This window comes from Sediminibacterium sp. FW305-C-61 (genome assembly GCF_058231065.1).
The window spans coordinates 594,234-615,038 of sequence record NZ_JBIQXR010000002.1; the positions used below are offsets into that span (position 1 = coordinate 594,234).

Here is a 20,805-nt window from a genome sequence, read left to right on the forward strand (position 1 = left end):
CTACTTACATGTCAGCTTTCAATTTTTTCCGGCGATGCCGGCTGGGGATGCTTTTGCTTTTTTTTCTGCCGATTTGTGTACGTGCGCAAAACACCAGCAATAATAATATCCTGATTTCCCTGATCAGTAAAACCTATGATTGTTCCACCGGACAATTAAGTGTCCGCTTCCATATCCGTAATATCGATGAGTTTGGCAATTATGGATTTTACAGAACCATCTGGAACATTGATCTTGGTAATAGCAGTGTCATCGGCAGACTGCTTCCGAGCGGTGATGGAGAAGCAAGTTTTACGGGTGCCTACACACCCGGTGATGAGATCATCTGTTCGGCAGAGGGTTATCGGGAGAATGAAGCACCACTCACGGAATTCCGGGATACCTATATTGTTTCTGCACCGCCGAAACCATCTATCCAGGTAACGGGTTCCACTCCACTCTGTAATGGTGCGTCCGCGACATTGAGCGTGACTGATCCTCTCTATAGTTATGTATGGTCAAATGGTGCGACAGGCAATTCCATTTCTGTGAACACGCAGGGTGCTTATAATGTCTATGCGATCAATGAATGCGGTGTGGCTTCGCCGGTGAGTGATCCGGTTTTTATTGCTACGGCTAGCACACCTGCTGCGCCGGTGATCGGCAGCAGCGGCGGCACACTGCTCTGCAATGGTGCTTCCACAACGTTCAGTGCCACGGTTACAGATGGTATCGTTCAATGGAGTAATGGTGCCAGCGGTGCATCTATGACCACGGCTGCGGCAGGTGCTTATTATGCATCCGCTACCAATGGTTGCGGCACGAGTGGTAACAGTAATGTGATTGTGATCAGCACGAATCAAACGCCGCTGCCACCCGTTGTGAGCAGTAGTAATGGCAGTTCACTTTGCAATGGTTCTTCTACCACGCTTTCTGCATCGCCGTCTTATGGCGGAACTATTAGCTGGAGTACCGGAGCCCTTGGAAACAGTATACAAGTGAACAGTCCCGGTAATTATTATGCGTATGAAACGAATAGCTGCGGCACGAGTGGAACCAGTAACGTGATGGCCATCACTACCGGTTCCGTGCCGTCAGCGCCAATAATCAGTTCTTCCAACAGCACTCTTCTCTGTAATGGTGCATCTACTGTGCTTACGGCTTCGGGATCGGAAACGATTAGCTGGAGCAACGGAGCTGTGGGTGCTTCGATTGGTGTGAGCAGTGCAGGTGTTTATTATGCAGTGGCAACAAATGATTGCGGAACGAGTGGACAGAGTAATAGCATTGTTATCAGCACCGCATCCACACCGGGTGCGCCGACTGTTACCAATAGTAACGGCAATTTGTTGTGTAATGGAGCGAGTACGGTTTTATCTACAATGTCTTCTTTTGGTGGTACGATTCTCTGGAGCAATGGAGCGGCGGGAAATTCGCTGACGGTAAGTGTGGCAGGCTCTTATTATGCTTATGAAAGCAATGGATGCGGTAGTGGCAATATCAGTAATGTATTTAACATACAAACTGCTACAACGCCAACCGCACCGACTGTTACGCCATCGGGTAGCCAGCAATTGTGTAATGGCGAATCCATAACACTGAGTGCTACGGGCAATAATATTATCTGGTCAACGGGTGCGGTCGGTCATTCGATCAGTACGAATACGGCAGGTAATTATTATGCGGTTGATCGCAATAGTTGTGGTAATAGTGTGCAGAGTAATCTGGTCAATCTAACGACAGTTGTTTGTCCGACACCGCTACCCGGCAGTTCTTTCTTTGTTTGTCCGGGTGTGCTGAAAACGCTTGATGCAGGTGCGGGTTATGATACGTATGCATGGTCGAATGGTGCGACTACCAGAACGATTGAAGTTGGACCTGGCACTTATACGGTGACGGTGAGTAAGCAGGGATGTTTTGCGACTTCTGCACCTGTGACCGTGGGTTACTATACGGTCAGTACGCCTACGGTTTCAACCTCGGGTGCGACCAGTTTTTGCGCGGGCGGAACTGTCACACTTTATTCCAGTGCAGCCAGTGCTTATGCATGGAATAATGGTTCAAGTGCCAGTTCTATTACTGTTAACAGCTCCGGTAATTATTTTGTTACTACGACAGATGCCAATGGATGTGCTGCCACTTCATCCGCTATCAATGTTACCGTACATCCATTGCCAATCGCTTCGATCACCGGCGGTGGTAATGCCTGTCTGAATGGAACGGCGCCGAGTGTGGTGTTTACGGGAAGCAATGGAACTGCACCTTATACTTTTAGTTACCGGATTAACGGAGGTGTTTTACAAACCGTATCAAGTGTTGGTAATAGTGTCAGTGTTGCTGTGCCGACAACGGTGTCGGGAAATTATACCTATACATTGGTGAGCGTGCAGGAGTCGGGGATTGGGGCCTGCAGCAATAGTGCGAGTGGTGCTGTTAGTGCTACTATTCAATCTTTGCCTTCTGCTACAATTACTGGCACGACGCAGGTTTGTGTGAACAGTGCTTCACCGATGGTGCAGTTTTCGGCGGCAGGTGGTCAATCACCTTATACTTTTAGTTATCGTATTAACGGTGGTGCTGTACAAACTATCAGTAGCGGACCCGGTCATATTGCCAGTATTCCAGTTCCTACGCAAACTGCCGGTGCATTTGTTTATTCATTGGTTAGTGTGCAGGAAGCGGGGTCGTGCATTGCATCTGCTTCGGGTAATGCGACCATTACAGTTCATGCAGTTCCGACTGCAAGTATTACGGGTGCTGCGACGGTTTGTCAAAATGGGGCTTCGCCTGCTATTGTGTTCTCGGCAAGTGCCGGTATAGCTCCTTATGTTTTTTCTTATCGTGTGAATGGAGGAGCGGAGCAGACGATTACTACTGTGAGTGGTAGTTCTGTGAGTCTTGCCGTTCCTAGTTCTGCGGCGGGTGATTTTGTGTATGAACTTGTGCGTGTGCAGGAGTCTGGGATCGCGGCTTGTGCGAATGCGGCGAGTGGTTCGGTGACGGTGCGTGTTCAACCTTTACCCGATGGTAACATTACGGGTGATGCGGTTGTCTGCAGGAACGCGTCTTCACCATTGATACAGTTTAGTGGAACGGGTGGGACAGCACCATATACTTTTATCTATCGTGTGAATGGCGGTAGTCCGCAAAGCATCAGCACGACCTCGGGTAATGCTGTGAGTCTGCCTGTGTCCACGCAAAACGCCGGTAGTTATACTTATACGCTGATCAGTGTGCAGGAGGCAAGTGGTAATTCCTGTCTGGCTACCATCAATGCATCGGCGACGGTAGTCGTGCATCCGCTGCCTACAGCGAGTGTCAGCGGAACGGCAACGGTTTGTCAAAATGGAACTGCACCGCTCATCAGTTTTACCGGAGCGAATGGAACTGCGCCATACCTATTTACCTATCGCATCAATAACGGAACGGATCTGACTATCAGTAGTACAGGAAATACTGTTTCCATTCAGGCACCGACAACTATTGCGGGGACCTTTAGTTATCAATTGGTCAGTGTGCAGGATGTATCAGCAACAGCCTGTCAGCAAGCTGCGAGTGGAACGGTGCTGATTACTGTTCATCCGCAACCAGTCAAACCAGTTCTCTCTACTGTAAATAATCATTTGTGTAATGGAGAGATAGGTGTGTTGAAGGTCAGCAATTATGTGGCGGGACAGACTTATGCCTGGTTCAAAGATGGTGTGATGATCAGGACGACAACGGGTGATACGATCCAGGTGCAGGCTGCGGGCTCTTATACCGTGTCGGCGGTTTCTGTTAATGGCTGTGTGGGTGAGACGGTTTCCGATCCGCTGGTAATCACTTCGGGGACTGTTGGTAAACCGATTATTACCGGATGGCTCAAAGTATGCGAAGGTGGTAAAACATTACTTACAGCAAGTGTTGAAAAGGGTAGTGGTAGATACCGATGGGGATCACCACCTACCAGTCCCAGCTTATCGGAGGATTCCAGTTTTTTCGCTTATGCCGGACAGTATCGTTTATGGGTTAGTGCGCAGGGTTGCACTGACAGTGTGAATGCAGTTGTGATGAACAACGATACTGAGTTCCCGGCGGGTAGACTGATACTTTCTTCTGATTCGATTGGTTATGGTGAAGCGGTTACGATGCGGGCTGAGGTTAGCCACGCTGCTCGTTATATCTGGGAGATCGGTGATGGAAGAGTTTATACGACAAGTGGCAATACAATGGTGCATCGGTTTTACCAGGAGGGTGATGGTATTCCCATTCGGGTGCGTGCGATCAGTGCGCGCAACTGTTCGACGGAATTTACGGCACGCTTGAAAGTGGCAGCGCGCGTGCCGACCGTGATTCCCAATCATTCTTTTTCCGGACAGCTTCGTGACTGGAATGTATATCCGATTCCCTTTAGCCACTACTTACATGTTTCTGCGGTGCTGAAAAGAAATGAAACGGTGCGCATCGATCTGTTTGCTTCGGACGGCAGGTGGTTACAGCAATGGACATTCAAGGGACAAAAGGGTGATAATGAATTTCAGATCAAAGGGCTGGGTCATCTGTTGAGTGGTACCATCTATTATCTCACTGCTTATTACAATCAACAAAAACATAGTGAACTCATCGTTAAACAATAAAATTATTTCTATGAAATCATTGATGGCAATTTTAATCTTTTTGCTGCTATTCTCTTGTAACAAAAAACAAGAACAGACAGGTGCCGGTGAAACCAATTTCCGGTTTTCCAGGGATACCATTTTTGTGCGGGAGAAAGATTATTTCAATATCAATCAAACCAATAACGGGCTATTCAGCATTTTCAGTCAACCGGCGGAACATCAGCTAAACATGAGTTATAATGAGCCGAGTGGGCGGGTGCGTTTTTATTACCGGGGCGCTCCGCTGGTGGATGGGCAGCCTTTTGTGGTGGCGGCGGACAGCAGCGCGCTATTTTGTGCGGCAGATACTGCGGGTATTTATACAGCTGATTTTTATCTGACGGACAGACTGGGGCGGGTGTTGCACCGACAACTGGTGGTTAAATGTATGACCAGCCCTAAACCCGTGGCGGGGCTTGTTTATAAGCCTTTGGGAAAAAGCCCGGACAATTTTCTTTACTATTTTATTGCGGGTTCGAGCAAGCAGCCTTATGGTGCGATTGTTTCCTATCATTTTCTAATCAACGGGCAACAACAAATTACCAGTACACCTTACCTGCAATGGTATTTCCACGACCGTGGGCAGCAGGAAGTTTTTTTTCATGTGGTGGATGATTTAGGTGTTTCATCTGATACGCTTCACTATTCAATTCTTGTACCATGAAAGCAATCCTGATCTTTTTATTTTTTCCCGTTATAGTCCTATCACAACCGATGCCTTTGCCTACCAGTTTTCATGTGTTGTCCATTCCCGGATCTGCGAGGGGATGGGCGATGGGCAATAGTGGTATTGCGTCATCGATAGCAAATCAATCACTCGTGTACAATGTTGCGAAAGCTGCTTTTACGCAGCACCGTCACCAGGGAAGTTTGCACTATATGCCATGGCTGCCGGGTGTTAACAGTGATGCAAGATTGATACATGCGGGTTATCTCGGTTCGCTGGGCAGTGCTGCGATGGGCGTGAGTGTTCATTATTTGCATTTCGGAACGCTTGCGATCCGGGATGCGGGTGGTGCAACGCTGGGTTTGTATAAAGCGGGTGAATATAGCATCGCCGGTTCTTATGGCTTGCAGATTGGCAGCCAGGCTTCCCTGGGAACGACGCTCCGCTATTTTGCGCAGGTGGTTCCGGGCGTGAACGCGAATAACCGCAGCAGTGTTTGTGGTGATATCAGTTATTACCAGTCCATTCCTTTAAGTGATGCATTACATACACTATCTATCGGTGCTGTTGTCAATAACCTGGGTGCGAATATTGATTTGCCGACTGCTGCGGGTGTTGGGCTAGCTTATCAATCTCATTCACCGGATAATAATGCACTCGCAGTGACAGTGGAAGCCAGTAAGCTGTTGAAAGAGGATTGGCGCGGTACGCGTATTTCCTGCGGTGCGGAATACGGGGTTGCGGAGTCGTTCTTTATGCGCGGAGGTGTCCATCTTGAACATGTAACAAAGGGTAATCGCAAATTTTTCTCACTCGGTGCAGGGTATAAAGGGTTTGTCAGTGATCAGCATTATGGGATCGATTTTTTTTATCTCATCCCCTTTGGCAAACAAGGCGCGGTATCTCCCTTTCAAAACAGTTTTGGGTTCACCCTCTCTTTGAATATCGGTCATCTTGAATAATGGAAATGATCAACACGATTAGCTGGTTGCAGTTTTTCAGGACACTGGTGATTGTCTTTGGCATTTACTACCTGGTACTGCTGGTTTATTATCGAAAAGAATTATTGCAGTGGTGGAAGGAAAGAAAAAAGTGAATCAGGCAACTGCAGTATGCATGTCCCGCTGTCGTGCAGGAAAACCAAGTGCATTCAATTTGGACAGCGGGCATGTTTTTAAAATGATGGTGAAATGAAAAAGTGTATCGATTCTATCATGAGGCGAAAAATATTTTGGTTGTTGGTGATGGTATTTTATTCAGTAACAGTTGTTGGACAGGATGTGAATGCGGGTTTACTGGAGGCGAACCAAAAAGTGAGAAGTTATTTCGCAGCGGGTACGCAACTACTCTATGCGGTAGGTGCCATTGTGGGACTGATTGGTGCTGTGAAAGTGTTTAATAAATGGAACGCTGGTGAACCAGATACGGGCAGGGTGGCGGCGGCATGGTTTGGCTCCTGTGTATTCCTCGTAGTAGTCACTACGGTTATCCGTGCATTCTTTGGTATCTGATGGGAAGGGCATTACCAATCGTTGATATAGCGGGTCAACAATATTTTATTGACCTGCGACTCTATGAGTTTCGTCATGTAGAAAATTTTATGAACCGGGTTTTTATCCATGATGACCTACAGGAAAAGGGGGACAAATTATACCTGCTCTACGATAAATTTCATCGATGTGTGTTTCGCGGAGGGCAGGCAGAGCTGGAACAGCGAAAGGATAAAGAGATTGTGCTTGTTGAACTGCCCAGCCTGGAGAAACTGGACCCTATTGGTTTTGAATGGCTCTGTGCTAATCAGGAAGAGCACCAGCGATCACTCGATACTTTACTGCAGTGGGCTCAACGCATGATGCCGGTGCTTGAAGAGGCGCGCAGGGCGAAACAGGAAGCCAGGACGGTTAAACTTCAAAAGAAAAAATTAAGAAGCGGAAAAGCCAGACGACTATGAACAGTGTTTATGCTATCAATAAGGGCATTCATCAACCGATTGTGTTTAAAGGGTTGAAAGGACAGTGGATTAATTATCTGGCAGGTGGTCTGGTTGCATTGTTTTTGGCTTTTGTGTTTTGTTATCTGCTGGGTGTTCCGCTTGTTGTTTGCAGTTTGGGTTTGCTGGTGCTGGGTGCTGTTCTTTTTTATGTGATTTATCGGTGCAATCGAAAGTATGGCAGAGATGGCTTTATGAAACAATATGCAACGCGTCTTTTGCCCAAACATATCAAACAGGATCAATTTTTTATCGGATGAAATCTATCTCAGACATATTACCCCTTTATGGTGTAGAGCATGATATCCTGCTTTCCAAACGAGGTGATCTGACAATTGCTTACCGACTGGAACTGCCTGAGCTGTTTACGCTTTCGGTTTCTGATTATGAAACGCTTCATCAAAGCTGGTTAAAGCTGATCCGTCTTTTACCCGATGGTTGTCTGTTGCATAAACAGGACTGGTTTCTGGAAGAAAAGTTTGTGGGCGATTTTCAAGAGGTTCAAGGACTTCTGGGACGGTCGAGCGAAAGACATTTTAATGAAAGGCCTTTTATTCAACATCACAGTTACCTGATGCTTACGATGCCAGCCCATACGCGCAGGCAGGTTAATTCACTTTATTCATCGCTCTTACAAAAACATTTTGTTCCGGCTGAAACGATGGATCCGGCTTTTGCACTCAGTTTTGAATCCGTTTGTTCACAGGCAGTTCGTTTATTGGCTGATAGCGGACTGGTCAAGTGCAGCAGGTTAAAGCAGGATGCATTGGTTCGTTTGGTAAATGAATATTTGAGTTTAGATACAGATGGTTTGCGGCGGGATCTAGATTTTCAGGATGGTGTGCGGGTGGGTGAGAAACACTGTGTGCTATACACAATCGGTGATACGGCGGCTCTGCCATCACACTGCGGACCCAGTATCCGCTTTGATCCGTATTCTACTGATACCAGCAAATTTCCGATCGGGTTTGTCAATAGTTTTTGTCAATTACTGCCTGTAAATCATCTCTACCAGCAATTTATCAAAATAGAAAACCAGGGCGAGCTGGTGGAGCGGCTGGAGAAAAAAAGGTTGCGGCTTCAATCCCTGTCTGCTTATTCGAGGGAGAATGCTTTTGCGCGCGATGCGGTGAACCTTTTTTTGCAGGAAGCGGTGGCGGATCAACGGCAAATTGTGAGCGCACATTTCCACCTGCTTGCGTGGACGGATCAGGCAAGTGGTTTACAGGCTTTGCGGAATCAATGTCTAACTGCTATGTCTACTATTGATGCTTTTCCAAAACTGGAAACGGTGGGTGCGCCGCAACTTTACTGGGCGGGTATTCCGGGTAATGCGGCTGATCTTCCATCCAATGAAACTTTTCTCAATTTTTCAAACCAGGCGGCTTGTTTTTTGAATACAGAGACCGGCGCGTTAGCGAAAGGGCAGGGCTTTGGGATCAGGCTGGGTGACAGGGTTAGCGGGCGGCCCTTACTGGTGGATATTTCGGATGGACCAATGAAGCAGGGGATTATCGCTAACAGAAATAAAGTCATCATCAGTCCTTCCGGTGGTGGTAAATCCTTTACACTGAATCATATTGCCCGATCTTATCATGAACAGGGTACGCATATTGTGCTGATTGATATCGGTCATTCTTATCGTGGACTCTGTAGCATGGTGAACGGCACTTATTTTACTTATTCGGATGAACGCCCGCTTTGTTTTAATCCGTTCTTCCTGCCTGCGGGGGTTACTGCTGACGGCGAAAAAAAAGAAAGTATCAAAACATTGATCCTGGCACTCTGGAAAAAGGATGATGAGCATTTTACTCGCAGTGAATATGTGGCATTGTCGAATGCGGTGCAGGGTTACTATGAAAAGGAAATCGGGTTTCGTTGTTTTGATTCCTTCTATACCTTTCTGAGTACTGATTATTCGATGCAGATGAAGGCTGAAGTGATTAGCCCATCTGATTTTGATCTGAACAACCTGCTTTTTGTTTTACGACCTTATCACAAGGGTGGTGAATTTGATTACCTGTTAAACGGAAAGGAAAACCTTGATCTGCTGCATGAACGATTTATTGTTTTTGAACTGGACACGATCAAAGACCATCCGATCCTGCTGCCGGTGGTGACCATTATGATCATGGATGTATTTATTGCCAAGATGCGACAGTTGAAAGGGGAGCGCAAAATGCTGGTGATAGAGGAAGCCTGGAAAGCACTGATGCGAACCGGGATGGCAGAATTTATCAAATTCGTGTATAAGACCCTGCGTAAATATTATGGAGAAGCTATTGTGGTCACGCAGGAAGTGGAAGATATTTTATCCTCACCGATTGTCAAACAAACCATTATCGCCAATAGTGATTGTATGATCCTGATGGATCTGTCGCGTTATGAAAATAAATTCCAGGAAGTGCAGTCCATGCTGGGGTTGACGGAAAAGGAACGAACGATGGTTTTGTCACTGAATAAGGCGAATGATCCGGATAAAAAGTACAAGGAAGTTTTTATTTCCCTCGCTCATCGTCAAAGTAAAGTGTACCGGGTAGAAGTTTCTCCTGAAGAATATTATTGCTATACCACGGAAGAAAAAGAAAAACTGATGGTTACCAAAGCTGCTCATGAATGGGGGGGTATGGAAGCAGGTATTCAATCTATGGTTGCTCATCTTCAAAAATAATTGTCATGAAAAAGGTAGTGCTTGTTTTATTGCTGGTGTCTGTTTCGCATGTGAGCGTGAAGGCGCAAAGTATTGATCCGGTATCCTTACTGATTTCTAAATTGATTCGTGCGCTTGAACTACAGGTAAAAAAAATGCAGTACGCTACCATGGTATTGCAGCAGGCCCAGCAGGTGGCGGAGCGTGGGCTTTCCACGATTAAGATGCAGGAGATTGCGGATTGCCAGCGTAAGCAGCAGGATTTGTATGCGGGTTATTTTAAGGAACTGAGACATGTGAATCAGTGGGTGAAAAATTTAAAACAGGCTAAGCAGATCGGTGATCTGCAAGCCACACTTGAAAAAGCTGGCAGTTATTTATCTGCTGGTTCCAGACAGGCTTATATGCAGCAACTCGACAAAAGCCGTTTGTTGATGCAGTCTTTGAAGCAATTGTTGTCTTCCGATCAATTGGTCATGAAAGATGCAGACAGGTTGCTGTATGTTCAGCAACTGCGAACTGCTATGAATGACTGTGTAGAAGAAGTTGAACGTCTTCAACAAGCATATCTACAGGGTGTTGCATTGAAGGAAAGCAAGCAAAGGGATTTGCGCTATTTGTCCAGTTTAATCAAGCAAAAATGAAACAGCTATTTGTTTTTATTTCTCTGCTGTTGGCGTTTAGCCGATTGGCGGCGCAATCACAGGAGTTGGAAACACTGAAGGTGGAAATGCAAAAGCTCGCACAGTTAAAACTGATGTTAAGCGAAATGAAAAATGGTTACCAGAGCCTTGTAAAAGGATACGATACGATACGTGATATAGGCAAGACTAATTTTCAACTGCACCAGCAACAGTTAGACAAACTGCTCCAGGTTAGTCCGGAACTGCAACGTGATCCTTTGATCAGGTATATCCAGGTTTCTCATCAGCAGATTCAAACTACTGGTGTGACGATTTTGCAGGAGTTCAGGAAAACTCAGCTATTCAGACCCGATGAAATTTTTCAATTGGATGGACAATGTAAGCGCATCATCCATTCCTGTGATGCGGATATGGAAGTTTTGAGCCGGGTACTCAGTCCCGGAAAATTCAGGATGAGTGATGGAGAGCGAAAAGAAGTCATCAACAGCATCCGTCAATCCATGGAGACCAATATGCTCAAACTGGATTCGTTGCGCATGAACTATTTGCGTACGCTTTCAGAGAGACAACAAAAAACTAGGGATATCCAAAGCCTTAAACGATTGAATAAAATTCAGTAGACAGCATGAAAAAGTGGATCGGTCTATTCTTCCTCTGTTCGCCCCTGATGGTTGCGGCGCAGTCTATTTCCAATGGTACTTATATGCAATCCATTCTGGACAACTTATACCACCAGATGATGCCCATGTGTAAACAACTGATTGGCGCGGCGCGTGGCATAGCTGCGATAGCCACGCTTTGCTATATCGCTCTTCGGGTCTGGAAAAGTATTGCAGCGGCTGAACCAGTTGATCTGTATGGACTGCTTCGTCCATTTGTGATCGGGTTCTGTATCCTGATTTTCCCATCCGTGATTGTATTGCTCAACACCCTTTTGCAACCCACGGTAACCGGGACGGCATTAATGGTAAAGAATGCCAACCTGGCTATGGAAAAATATATCGCCATGCAGGAAAGCAATAATACGCTGCTTGAATCATTACATCCGGCGAACTGGATCCGAGATGGAATTAAAATGCTACTGGAATGGATATTTCAGGCGGCTGCACTGATCATTCATGTGATCCGCACTTTCTATTTGATTGTGCTTGCGATTATCGGCCCGATTGTTTTTGCGCTTTCGATTTTTGATGGTTTTCAGCACCTGTTAACCGTTTGGATGGCCAGGTATATCAATGTGTTTCTGTGGTTGCCGGTGGCGAACATCTTTGGAGCCATTATCGCTACGATCCAGGAACATATGGTGAACCCTTTGAGTACAGGTGTGCGTTATCCGGGCGTTTTTATTGCTACTGACTGGGCTTATATCGCTTTTCTGCTGATTGGTATTGTCGGGTATTTCACGGTTCCTTCTGTTGCAGGTTATATCGTGCATGCGGGTGGCGGTAATGCACTGATGGATAAAGTTACCCGGCTTACTGTTGGCTCAGCACGCACAGCAACCAGTGCAGCAACGGGAGGTATGTCAGGGGATGCTTATGGAGGAGCGGCTAATAAGATGAACAATGGGATGAGTGAAGCGGGTGCCAGCAATGGTTATTTCAAAGATAAAATCGGGGGTAAATAATATGTTTCAACCTACTCAAAATATTGATACGGCTTTTCGTGCGATGCGGATGCTGATGTTGGTGGTTATCGTTGGATGTCTTTGTATCAGTCTGTATGCTCTGTACCAAAATGTGCAACTGTCTGCAAGGATGCAAGATCGTGTGTATGTGCTGGCGAATGGGAAGGCCATGGAAGTGGTAGCGAGTAGTCGTACAGAAAACCTGGAAGTGGAGGCGCGCGATCATGTGGCGATGTTTCATCACTGGTTCTTTACGCTTGATCCCGATGAGCAGGCGATCACCACCACTATTACCCGCGCCCTGTATATGGCGGATGGCTCCGCTAAAACCCAATATGATGACCTGGTAGAAACGGGTTATATCTCCGGTATTATTTCGGGCAATGTGAGCCAGCAAATACATATTGACAGTATCAGGGTCAATACAACTGCAGCACCTTACCAGTTTGCCTGTTATGCAAAAGTTCAGATACTTCGTTCTACCAGTCTTGTTACGCGATCCCTTGTTACACAGGGCTATCTGCGCAATGTGAGCAGAACAGATCATAATCCGCATGGTCTTTTGATAGAAAAATGGGATGTTATAGAGAATAAAGATTTAAAAGTTGAAGTGCGATGAAAAAGCGTAGAACAGTCCTCTTTTATGGTATGCTGCCTCTATTTGTGATACCCTTTATCAGTGGGTTTTTCTGGCTGATGGGTGGTGGCAGTCCCTCCGGTAAAGCGAATGCGGCAACTGGATTAAATTTTAAGTTGCCATCGGCCAGGGTCGAAAAAGACAGTATGAGGAATAAACTTTCCTTTTATGAGCAGGCGGGTATGGATTCGCTTAAAAGGGAAGAAGCCTTACGGAATGATCCGAATATTTTAAAAAGTTCCGAGCCTGTTCCCGAATTGACATTTGAGGACTATACTCCTGTCGAGGAAAAATATTCTCCCCGAAAAACATCGGTGCCAGTGGATGAAACTGTTGATGAGGCCATCGATCATTCTGTGAACCATTCAAAAAAAGTTCTTGTACCTGATCCAGAACTGGAAGCCATCAATCAAACCATTGAAAAATTAGCAGCCTTACAAAGGCCCGATATCAGTGTGGAGAAAAAATCAGTGGTAAAGGAATCAGCATTTAGTGTCAGTGGCAAACCGATGCAGGACGAAAGTTATTTTGGTAAGCGCATGGTTTTACCGTCAAATGGCTTTTTAAGCGATCAGCTGGAAAATGAGTCTGTTCAACATTCATTTGGTGCGAGGGTTCCATTCAGACAGGTTTTACAATCCGGGTCGGCCATGCAATTATTACTGAACCAACCACTCTATATAGCAGGTGTAATCATTCCTTCCGGGCATTTATTGCATGGCATTGTTTCGATACAACAGGAACGCTTACAGGTATTGATTCCCTCTATTCGTATTGACAAAAAAATATTGCCTGTTTCACTGTCGGTGTATGATCTCGATGGAATCGAAGGTATTTATATACCCGGATCAGCACCAAGGGAAATACTTAGATCTGCAGCAGATCAATCCATTCAATCGGTCAATGTTCTCTCACTTGATCCATCTATCAAGACACAGGCTGCTATGGCCGGAATCGGTGCGGCTAAAAACCTGTTATTAAGAAAAGTTAAAAACCTGCAGGTGACTGTTGAAGCCGGTTACCAGGTCTTATTGCGGGATACAAAAGAGCAATAGTTATGAGAAACGGAATTGTGGTGCTTTTGTTTTTTTTCTGTTTTGGCGCGAAGGCCCAGCAGGCTGACAGCGTCCGTTATATTGCTGTTTCGTCCAATAAAACGACGAGCGTCATATTCCCTTCCACCATTATTTCCATTGACCGGGGAAGTGAACGGATTGTCGTGCAAAAATCTATCCATAATATTCTGCGGGTGAAAGCTGATTCAGTTTTCACTGATACCACCAGTCTTACTGTAATCACTTCAGACGGAAAACTCTATGCATTTCTGGTTCATTTTTCTGTTGTGTCTTCTGATCTGACGATTCATTTAAGTAAGGGTGTGCAAATACATAAGGATACTTTTCTGCTCGCGCTTTCACAAAGGGTACAGCAGGCGAAAAATTTGTTGCATGGGATTGGGAATACGGAAGGGGGCGTGCGCGCTTCTATACTGGGGATCTACGCAACGGGCGAACTGATCATTTGTAAACTGAAGCTGGAAAACAATTCTTCTCTTTCTTATGAAATAGGGGGTGTACGTGTTTATTCAAAGGAGCGTGTTACTGCCAAGCGCCGATCGTCTCAGGAGCGTGTCGTGGAGCCACTACTGTCCCTTTCCCAGCAAACCATTGTGCGGGAAAAGGGAGTGCTTGTCTTTACGCTGATCATTCCCAAACCGTCACTGACCAATGCAAGGTCGCTTCGGATTGATATTGCTGAAAAGGATGGTGAAAGAAATCATTCGCTCTCGATCGTCAACAGGTACCTGGTGAATGCCATTCTGATTCATTAAAACAATTTCCATGCACATTCAATTCCGTGAGTTGCCAGCAGTGGTGAATACTTTGCAACGCTTTGTGGAGGAAGGTAAAGCATTTGTAGCTATTCACCTGAATGTCGATCAACTCTCAGTGGCTGATTTGCATCCTTTTAAATTCAGAGAGGATGGGTTGGGTTTTGTCGAGTTTAATGAAACGCAATCAAAGGAAGTGTACCTGTTTCCAACTTCGGCTGTTCATGATATGATTCAGGAATTTGCCCGGCAAAGACTGGTCATGAATCCTGATGCAACAAGCACATTTTTAGCATTAAGGGATCAGTATGAAATCAATCTTCGTGAACGGATGGGTGATGCTTTTAATCAATTCGTTTATGAACTCGATAAGGTTGACTGGAACCGGATTGATTATAAAAGAGGGCAGTCACAGTTCGACAATATCGAATCAAAAATCGCCTATAACAGGATTGACTGGCTCATAGATCAGCTTTCTCTTTTTTGTCTTACCCATCTTTCAGGTAAAGAAATCATGGCAGATATATTATACGGTTATTGGCATCATACGCCTATGGAGATGCATATGAACCCTGTCCTCACCGGGCAATATGCTGCCGATCAAATAAAAGCCTACAAAGCATTGCCGGAAGAAGGCTCTGGTTTGCTGAATGAAAAGGATGGAGGTTCCTATTTACAAAATACTAATAAACAAAACAATACAAACATGAACGCAGAAAATTTGGAATACCTGCAAAAGCAAATGCTTTATTCAGGTTTTGGGGAGGGTTTGAACGCTCAATTGGAAAAGAAACTGAAAGAGGGGCATCCTGATTTTCAGATACAGGCCAGCCATGAGTTTGGGCGCGATACAATGGAAGCTGTGCTTTATTTTTCCCGATCGAAGCAGGATGGAAGCGATAAGTATTTTTTCAACAAATACGACGCTACTTTAAACAATGACCATGGAAAATTTCAGCAAACTTTTTTTATCAATAACAAAGGGCAGAGCATCACTTTCCGGGAAGCCTGTAATCTGCTGAACGGCAGAAGTGTGTACAAGGAATTAACGCCCAAGGAGGGCGCGCGCTACAAGGCCTGGGTTAAACTGGATTTCAGTAAGCGGGATGAATTCAACAATGCCAAGCTGAATATTTTCAATGAAAAGTATGGCTTTGATTTAAAGGAGGCACTGTCGCGTATTCCGCTTAAAGAGTTGGGCGATCCTGATAAAATGGCTACACTCTTTACTTCCTTACAGCGAGGTGATATGGCACAGGCTACCATGGTGAAACCAGAAAAAGAAATCTCTGTGCAAATTGCTGCTGATCCCAAGTTTAAAACGATCCGGATGTTTGATAAAGAAGGCACCAAATTGTACGTGCCGGCACCCAAACAGGAAGTGCAGTATGGAAAGGCTCCTGTGGACGAGAAGCGTGTGGAACAGGGGGCTGTGCTGGAGGTGGGTGAACCGCTGAACGCGGGTTACCAACAAAATAACGACAAAGGCCTTCCGCTATCCGAAAATAATGGATCAAAAGCTAGACGCCAGAACCGCAATGAAGTACAACCGGGTCAAGGCGTTAAACTCAATAAAAACAGAACAGGTAAGAGTAAATCAAGAAATATTGGATAAAAGGAAGTGCTATGAATCGTAAAAATATGGACATGCTTGCTGGAAGGCTTCGGCAGCTTGGGTTTTCAGAAGACATTCAATACAGGTTACTGGCCAATGTTTGTTTTGCACCCGCACATTTTGAAATAGAACATCAAATGTTGGTTGGCTCAGATAGATGCAAATTCAGCGTTCATTGTGTGCGTGGCGATCAGGATTTATATGATGCCATTTACTTTATTGCAAGTCTGCGTAAACTCCCTGAAACGCCTCTGGATTTATCAGAGATAGATGCATCCATGCATAAGATTGACTGGCAGGCATTGTATCAGGGAAAAGAAGGTTTGGTATTAGGCGATCCTGTTCAGGACACATATATTATTGCTGATCTATTACAGGAAGCCATCAATTTTGATAAGGATGGGTTGGTGCGATATAAGCATTGGTCCGGAACATCCCTCGAAGAAATGGTTCCAAATCTGGGCTACCTGAAAACACAGTTTGAAATCAGTCAACGGTTTTACCTGATCGATCAACAGTCTCCCATCAATTTTGGGGATGCCATGCGTTTTTTGCAAAGCCGGTGGCTGGAACGAAGGATGAACGCCGACAGAAAACAATTGTTGAAAAGCAATAGCGGGAGACAAGGTAGTCATCTGCTAAAGAAACGGCTTCGCCATAACCGTCGTCTAAATGCCAACAATTCATGAATGCGGATTTCAAACTGCAGGATTTTTTCTCAGTAGTTTCTGAGGATACGCGGATTACTGTTGCCCATATCAGCCTATACCTTGCGTTAGTGAATGAATGGCAGACCCTAGGGTGCCCCATTGGAATACCCGTTGATAGAACAAGATTGATGTATCTCGCTAAGATAAACGCCCGGCAGACCTATGATAAATGTATGCATGATCTCCACGCTTTTCGCTATATCAACTACCTGCCAAAAAGAGCGAAGGGTGAAAGTTGGTTAGAGTTTAGGCGGTTGGTATAGACTTTCTTTTGAGTTTTTCTGGAAATAAAAACCGGTGATTTTTTGCCGGTTTTTTTGTGAGTATGAAAAGTGAATTTTATGGGAAACTTTATCTACATGACCCCTGAAAAGGTTATGGAAATTTTAGCTAAAAATGGTAATTTTGTTACCTTATCCGAGGCGGAGATAATTCTATCATTCCTTGCCAATTTGGCCTCTATATCTTTACATCAAATCGTAGAAAATGAGGGCAGATTTATACATCCGGGTGAGCACGGATGAGCAAGCCGAAAAAGGGTATTCCCAAAGAGATCAGGAAGAAAGATTACGTAAGTATTGTGCTTACAAGAATATCCAGATCCGCGACGTTATTTACGAGGATTTTTCTGCCAAGACATTTCTGAGACCAGCGTGGAAAAAGATATTGGAATCCTACCGATCCAAACGTGGGCAAGTCCAACAGATTTTATTTACCAAATGGGATCGTTTCAGCAGAAATGCAGCGGATGCTTTCCAGATGATTAATCTTCTTCGCAAATTAGGTGTTGAACCCAGTGCTATTGAACAACCCTTAGACCTTGATATTCCTGAAAACAAGATCATGTTGGGCATTTACCTGACAGCTCCTGAAGTAGAAAATGACAGACGTTCATTAAATGTTCGTTATGGTATGCGAAGGGCAGTTAAAGAAGGTAGGTATATGAATGGAGCTCCAATAGGATATCTTAACAGAACCACACCGGAAGGGAAAAAATACATAGCTGTCGATCCTCCAAAAGCTGAAATTATTAAATGGGCATTTGAAACGATTGTAAACCGTCAGCTCCATATTGAAGAAGTATATAGGTTAGCAAAAGAAAAGGGGTTGAGCTGTGGTAAGAATCATTTTTGGAACGTATTGCGGAACCCGGCCTATTATGGTAAGATTTTTCTAAGGGGCTACAAGGATGAGCCGGATTGTATCGTCAAGGGTAATCATGATCCAATTATTTCTGAGAAACTTTTTATTGATGTTCAGGATAGATTAAATGGGGGCAAACGGGTTAGAAAAACCAGTGGAGAAACTCCTGAGAGGTTTTTCCTGCGTGGATATTTGGAGTGTCCCCGTTGCAGAAAAAGTCTTACTGCCAGTTCTTCAAAAGGCAGGTCATCTTATAGTCATTACTACCATTGTAATAGTAAATGCGGAATAAGATTTAAGGCACTGGAAGTAAACGAAAAATTTAGTTCTGAATTAAAAAAGTTCATTCCTAAACCTGGAATGGCAGACATCTATGCTGAAGTTGTCAATGACTTGTTTAAGAAAAATTCATCTTCAAATAATATTGAGATACAAAAATTGAATACCCGTGTTTCGGAATTACAGGATCAGATAAATAAGGCAAGAGGCAAATTTATTATTGATGAAATTGATAAGACAGATTACCACGAAGTAAGGAAAGGGTGTGAAACTGAAATAGAACGACTGGAAGCTGAAATTTTCGAGCTTTCCAAGAAACGGATTAATATCAGTGATCAAATACGAAAAGCGATTCATAACCTGTCTAATTTGAATGAGATTTTTGAGAATGGAACTATTTCTAACCGCAGAAAGGTCGTTGGTTCGATATTTCCTGAAAAATTGGTTTTTGAAGGTTCGGATTTTCGAACCACAAAAGTGAACGAAGCAGTTCAGCTAATATTCAATATGGGGGAGGGTTTTGGAGAAAAAAAAAGTGGACAAACCGATAAGAAAATCGATTTATCCACTTGGGTGAACCGGATTGGATTCGAACCAATGACCTACTGCTTAGAAGGCAGTTGCTCTATCCAGCTGAGCTACCGGTCCTAAAATGAATAGATTCATCCATTTCAGAGGCGCAAAATAAAGGAAAAAATCGTAACCGATCAAAAGAAGCTCAATACTCTTTTTCAAACCCCAAATCCCCTTACTTTGTAGCAAAGGATTGCTTTCATGAGTTATAATTATCTCCCCTTAGACCAAAAATGGCTGCATTTCAGCCAGGTGAAGAACCTGTTAGACTTTAACCAGCATATTTCTATCACTTTCGATGCCCATGAACGTATCCTCGCCTGCAGGGAGTACCTCGACCGTAAAATGGCCGAAAAAGACCGTTCCTATTATGGTATTAATACCGGTTTTGGGTTTCTCCAAAATGTAAAAATAGATGCAGGCCAGATAGGTCAGCTACAATATAACCTGCTCGTCTCACACGCCTGTGGCCTCGGTGAAGAAGTGCCCCATGATATTGTGAAACTGATGCTGATGCTAAAAATTAAATCGCTCAGTTATGGTCATAGTGGGGTGCAGATAGACACGGTAAAACGACTCATGGAAATGTATAATAACGATGTGTTACCAGTTATCTATACCCAGGGATCACTTGGTGCATCTGGTGATCTGGCTCCATTAAGTCATTTAAGCCTGCCTTTAATAGGATTAGGAGAAGTATATTTCAAAGGCGAGCGTATGCCGTCTGCTAGAGCGCTTGAACAACTTAACTGGAAGCCTATTCAATTACAAAGTAAAGAAGGATTGGCCCTCATAAATGGCACCCAGTTTATGAGTGCCTATGGGATGTATTGTTTAAAGAAAGCAGAACACCTGTTGGAAATGGCTGACCTGATCAGCGCAGTTTCATTTGATGCATTTGCCTGTACTACAGAACCGCTTAATGAACGGATTCATGCTATACGGGCACATGAGGGGCAGATAGATACTGCCAATAAACTGCGCAATTATCTGGCAGATAGCGAAATAGCACAACTTAAAAAAGAACAGGTTCAGGACCCATACTCATTTCGTTGCATTCCCCAGGTGCACGGTGCTTCCAAAGATGCTTTTAAACATATTTTGTCCGTCTTTCTTCGTGAAATAAACGCCGTAACAGATAATCCCAATATTTTCCCCGAAGAAGATATGATACTCAGCGGGGGCAATTTCCACGGGCAACCCCTTGCTTTATCTCTAGATTATCTGGCAATTGCTATGAGTGAAATAGGCAATATCGCTGAAAGACGAACTTACCAGCTTATTAGTGGTCAGCGTGGCTTACCGTTATTCCTGGTTAAAGACCCAGGCCTGCATTCCGGCTTTATGATTCCCCAGTACACTGCTGCCGGAATTGTAAGTGAAAACAAACAACTCTGTACCCCGGCATCTGTAGATAGTATTTCGTCTTCAAATAACCAGGAAGATCATGTGAGTATGGGTGCCAATGCTGCCACAAAATGTTACCGGGTAATTCAAAATGTTGAAAAACTATTGGCCATCGAATTGCTGAGCGCTGCCCAGGCCCTGGATTTCCGACGTCCTCAAAAAAGTAGTACTGCTGTAGAAAAAATAGTACAGGCTTTCCGTGAAAAGGTAAGTTTTAATGAACAGGATCGCGTTTTGCATGATGATATGAAGATGGCGATTGACTTTGTAAATAGTTATGGCGTATAGGTAAGATGGTATTTTAGCCACAGATTCACAGATTTTGAATGAATATCTGTGAATCTGTGGCTAAATCGTCACAACAACAGAAACGAGGTTAGTGCACAAGCCTTAACTTTGTGCCCCTAATAGCGTAG

At 44.6% G+C, this 20,805-nt stretch carries 17 protein-coding genes, 1 tRNA gene and 1 pseudogene; 18 read left to right on the forward strand and 1 reads right to left on the reverse strand.

Features of this window, described 5'->3' with window-relative positions; all coding sequences use genetic code 11:
• The first annotated feature begins 8 nt into the window (after window positions 1–8).
• From ACH30E_RS07820 to ACH30E_RS07900, 17 genes and pseudogenes are all read left to right on the forward strand, one after another.
• Window positions 9–4,595 carry a beta strand repeat-containing protein gene (locus ACH30E_RS07820; RefSeq protein ID WP_490824361.1) on the forward strand — a complete coding sequence of 1,529 codons (4,587 nt, stop codon included), beginning with the start codon at window positions 9–11 and terminating at the stop codon, window positions 4,593–4,595.
• A 10-nt stretch (window positions 4,596–4,605) separates the two neighbouring features.
• The gene (locus ACH30E_RS07825) at window positions 4,606–5,280 is read left to right on the forward strand and encodes a hypothetical protein (RefSeq protein ID WP_490824362.1); all 675 of its coding nucleotides are present in this window, start codon (window positions 4,606–4,608) and stop codon (window positions 5,278–5,280) included.
• 50 nt (window positions 5,281–5,330) lie between these two features.
• Window positions 5,331–6,245 (forward strand): PorV/PorQ family protein, encoded by a 915-nt coding sequence (locus tag ACH30E_RS07830; RefSeq protein ID WP_490824363.1) that lies wholly within the window; start codon window positions 5,331–5,333, stop codon window positions 6,243–6,245.
• Window positions 6,245–6,379: a hypothetical protein gene (locus ACH30E_RS07835; RefSeq protein ID WP_490838983.1), complete on the forward strand. Its 135-nt coding sequence runs from the start codon at window positions 6,245–6,247 to the stop codon at window positions 6,377–6,379. The genes ACH30E_RS07830 and ACH30E_RS07835 overlap by 1 nt, the downstream gene beginning before the upstream one ends.
• A gap of 94 nt (window positions 6,380–6,473) precedes the next feature.
• A complete protein-coding gene (locus ACH30E_RS07840) occupies window positions 6,474–6,794 on the forward strand; it encodes a DUF4134 domain-containing protein (RefSeq protein ID WP_490824364.1) in 321 nt (106 codons plus the stop codon).
• Window positions 6,794–7,234, forward strand: coding sequence for a BTB/POZ domain-containing protein (locus ACH30E_RS07845; RefSeq protein WP_250685584.1), 441 nt, complete (start codon window positions 6,794–6,796; stop codon window positions 7,232–7,234). Before ACH30E_RS07840 ends, ACH30E_RS07845 begins: the two co-directional genes overlap by 1 nt.
• On the forward strand, window positions 7,231–7,533 hold the full coding sequence (locus tag ACH30E_RS07850; protein ID WP_294993817.1) for a DUF4133 domain-containing protein: 303 nt from the start codon (window positions 7,231–7,233) through the stop codon (window positions 7,531–7,533). Before ACH30E_RS07845 ends, ACH30E_RS07850 begins: the two co-directional genes overlap by 4 nt.
• The gene (locus tag ACH30E_RS07855; RefSeq protein ID WP_294993814.1) at window positions 7,530–9,944 is read left to right on the forward strand and encodes a TraG family conjugative transposon ATPase; all 2,415 of its coding nucleotides are present in this window, start codon (window positions 7,530–7,532) and stop codon (window positions 9,942–9,944) included. Before ACH30E_RS07850 ends, ACH30E_RS07855 begins: the two co-directional genes overlap by 4 nt.
• Before the next feature lie 5 nt (window positions 9,945–9,949).
• The gene (locus ACH30E_RS07860; RefSeq protein WP_294993811.1) at window positions 9,950–10,567 is read left to right on the forward strand and encodes a hypothetical protein; all 618 of its coding nucleotides are present in this window, start codon (window positions 9,950–9,952) and stop codon (window positions 10,565–10,567) included.
• The gene (locus tag ACH30E_RS07865; RefSeq protein WP_294993809.1) at window positions 10,564–11,187 is read left to right on the forward strand and encodes a hypothetical protein; all 624 of its coding nucleotides are present in this window, start codon (window positions 10,564–10,566) and stop codon (window positions 11,185–11,187) included. The genes ACH30E_RS07860 and ACH30E_RS07865 overlap by 4 nt, the downstream gene beginning before the upstream one ends.
• Before the next feature lie 5 nt (window positions 11,188–11,192).
• On the forward strand, window positions 11,193–12,194 hold the full coding sequence (locus ACH30E_RS07870; protein WP_490824365.1) for a TraJ family protein: 1,002 nt from the start codon (window positions 11,193–11,195) through the stop codon (window positions 12,192–12,194).
• Between the two features lies 1 nt (window position 12,195).
• Window positions 12,196–12,813 carry a conjugative transposon protein TraK gene (traK, locus tag ACH30E_RS07875; RefSeq protein ID WP_490824366.1) on the forward strand — a complete coding sequence of 206 codons (618 nt, stop codon included), beginning with the start codon at window positions 12,196–12,198 and terminating at the stop codon, window positions 12,811–12,813.
• Window positions 12,810–13,886, forward strand: coding sequence for a conjugative transposon protein TraM (gene traM, locus ACH30E_RS07880; protein WP_490824367.1), 1,077 nt, complete (start codon window positions 12,810–12,812; stop codon window positions 13,884–13,886). Before traK ends, traM begins: the two co-directional genes overlap by 4 nt.
• A 2-nt stretch (window positions 13,887–13,888) precedes the next feature.
• A complete protein-coding gene (locus ACH30E_RS07885; protein ID WP_490824368.1) occupies window positions 13,889–14,662 on the forward strand; it encodes a DUF4138 domain-containing protein in 774 nt (257 codons plus the stop codon).
• Window positions 14,663–14,672: 10 nt separating this feature from the next.
• Window positions 14,673–16,277, forward strand: a complete 1,605-nt coding sequence (locus ACH30E_RS07890) for a hypothetical protein (RefSeq protein WP_490824369.1) — start codon at window positions 14,673–14,675, stop codon at window positions 16,275–16,277.
• Between the two features lie 11 nt (window positions 16,278–16,288).
• Window positions 16,289–16,966, forward strand: a complete 678-nt coding sequence (locus ACH30E_RS07895) for a hypothetical protein (RefSeq protein WP_490824370.1) — start codon at window positions 16,289–16,291, stop codon at window positions 16,964–16,966.
• A 507-nt stretch (window positions 16,967–17,473) separates the two neighbouring features.
• Window positions 17,474–18,247: pseudogene (locus tag ACH30E_RS07900) on the forward strand (recombinase family protein); the annotation flags it as partial.
• A gap of 736 nt (window positions 18,248–18,983) precedes the next feature.
• On the opposite strand, the gene ACH30E_RS07905 reads toward ACH30E_RS07900, so the two are convergent.
• Window positions 18,984–19,057 (reverse strand) — tRNA-Arg (locus ACH30E_RS07905).
• 126 nt (window positions 19,058–19,183) lie between these two features.
• Here ACH30E_RS07905 and hutH point away from each other — a divergent pair.
• On the forward strand, window positions 19,184–20,677 hold the full coding sequence (hutH, locus tag ACH30E_RS07910; protein WP_490824371.1) for a histidine ammonia-lyase: 1,494 nt from the start codon (window positions 19,184–19,186) through the stop codon (window positions 20,675–20,677).
• Window positions 20,678–20,805 lie beyond the last annotated feature (128 nt).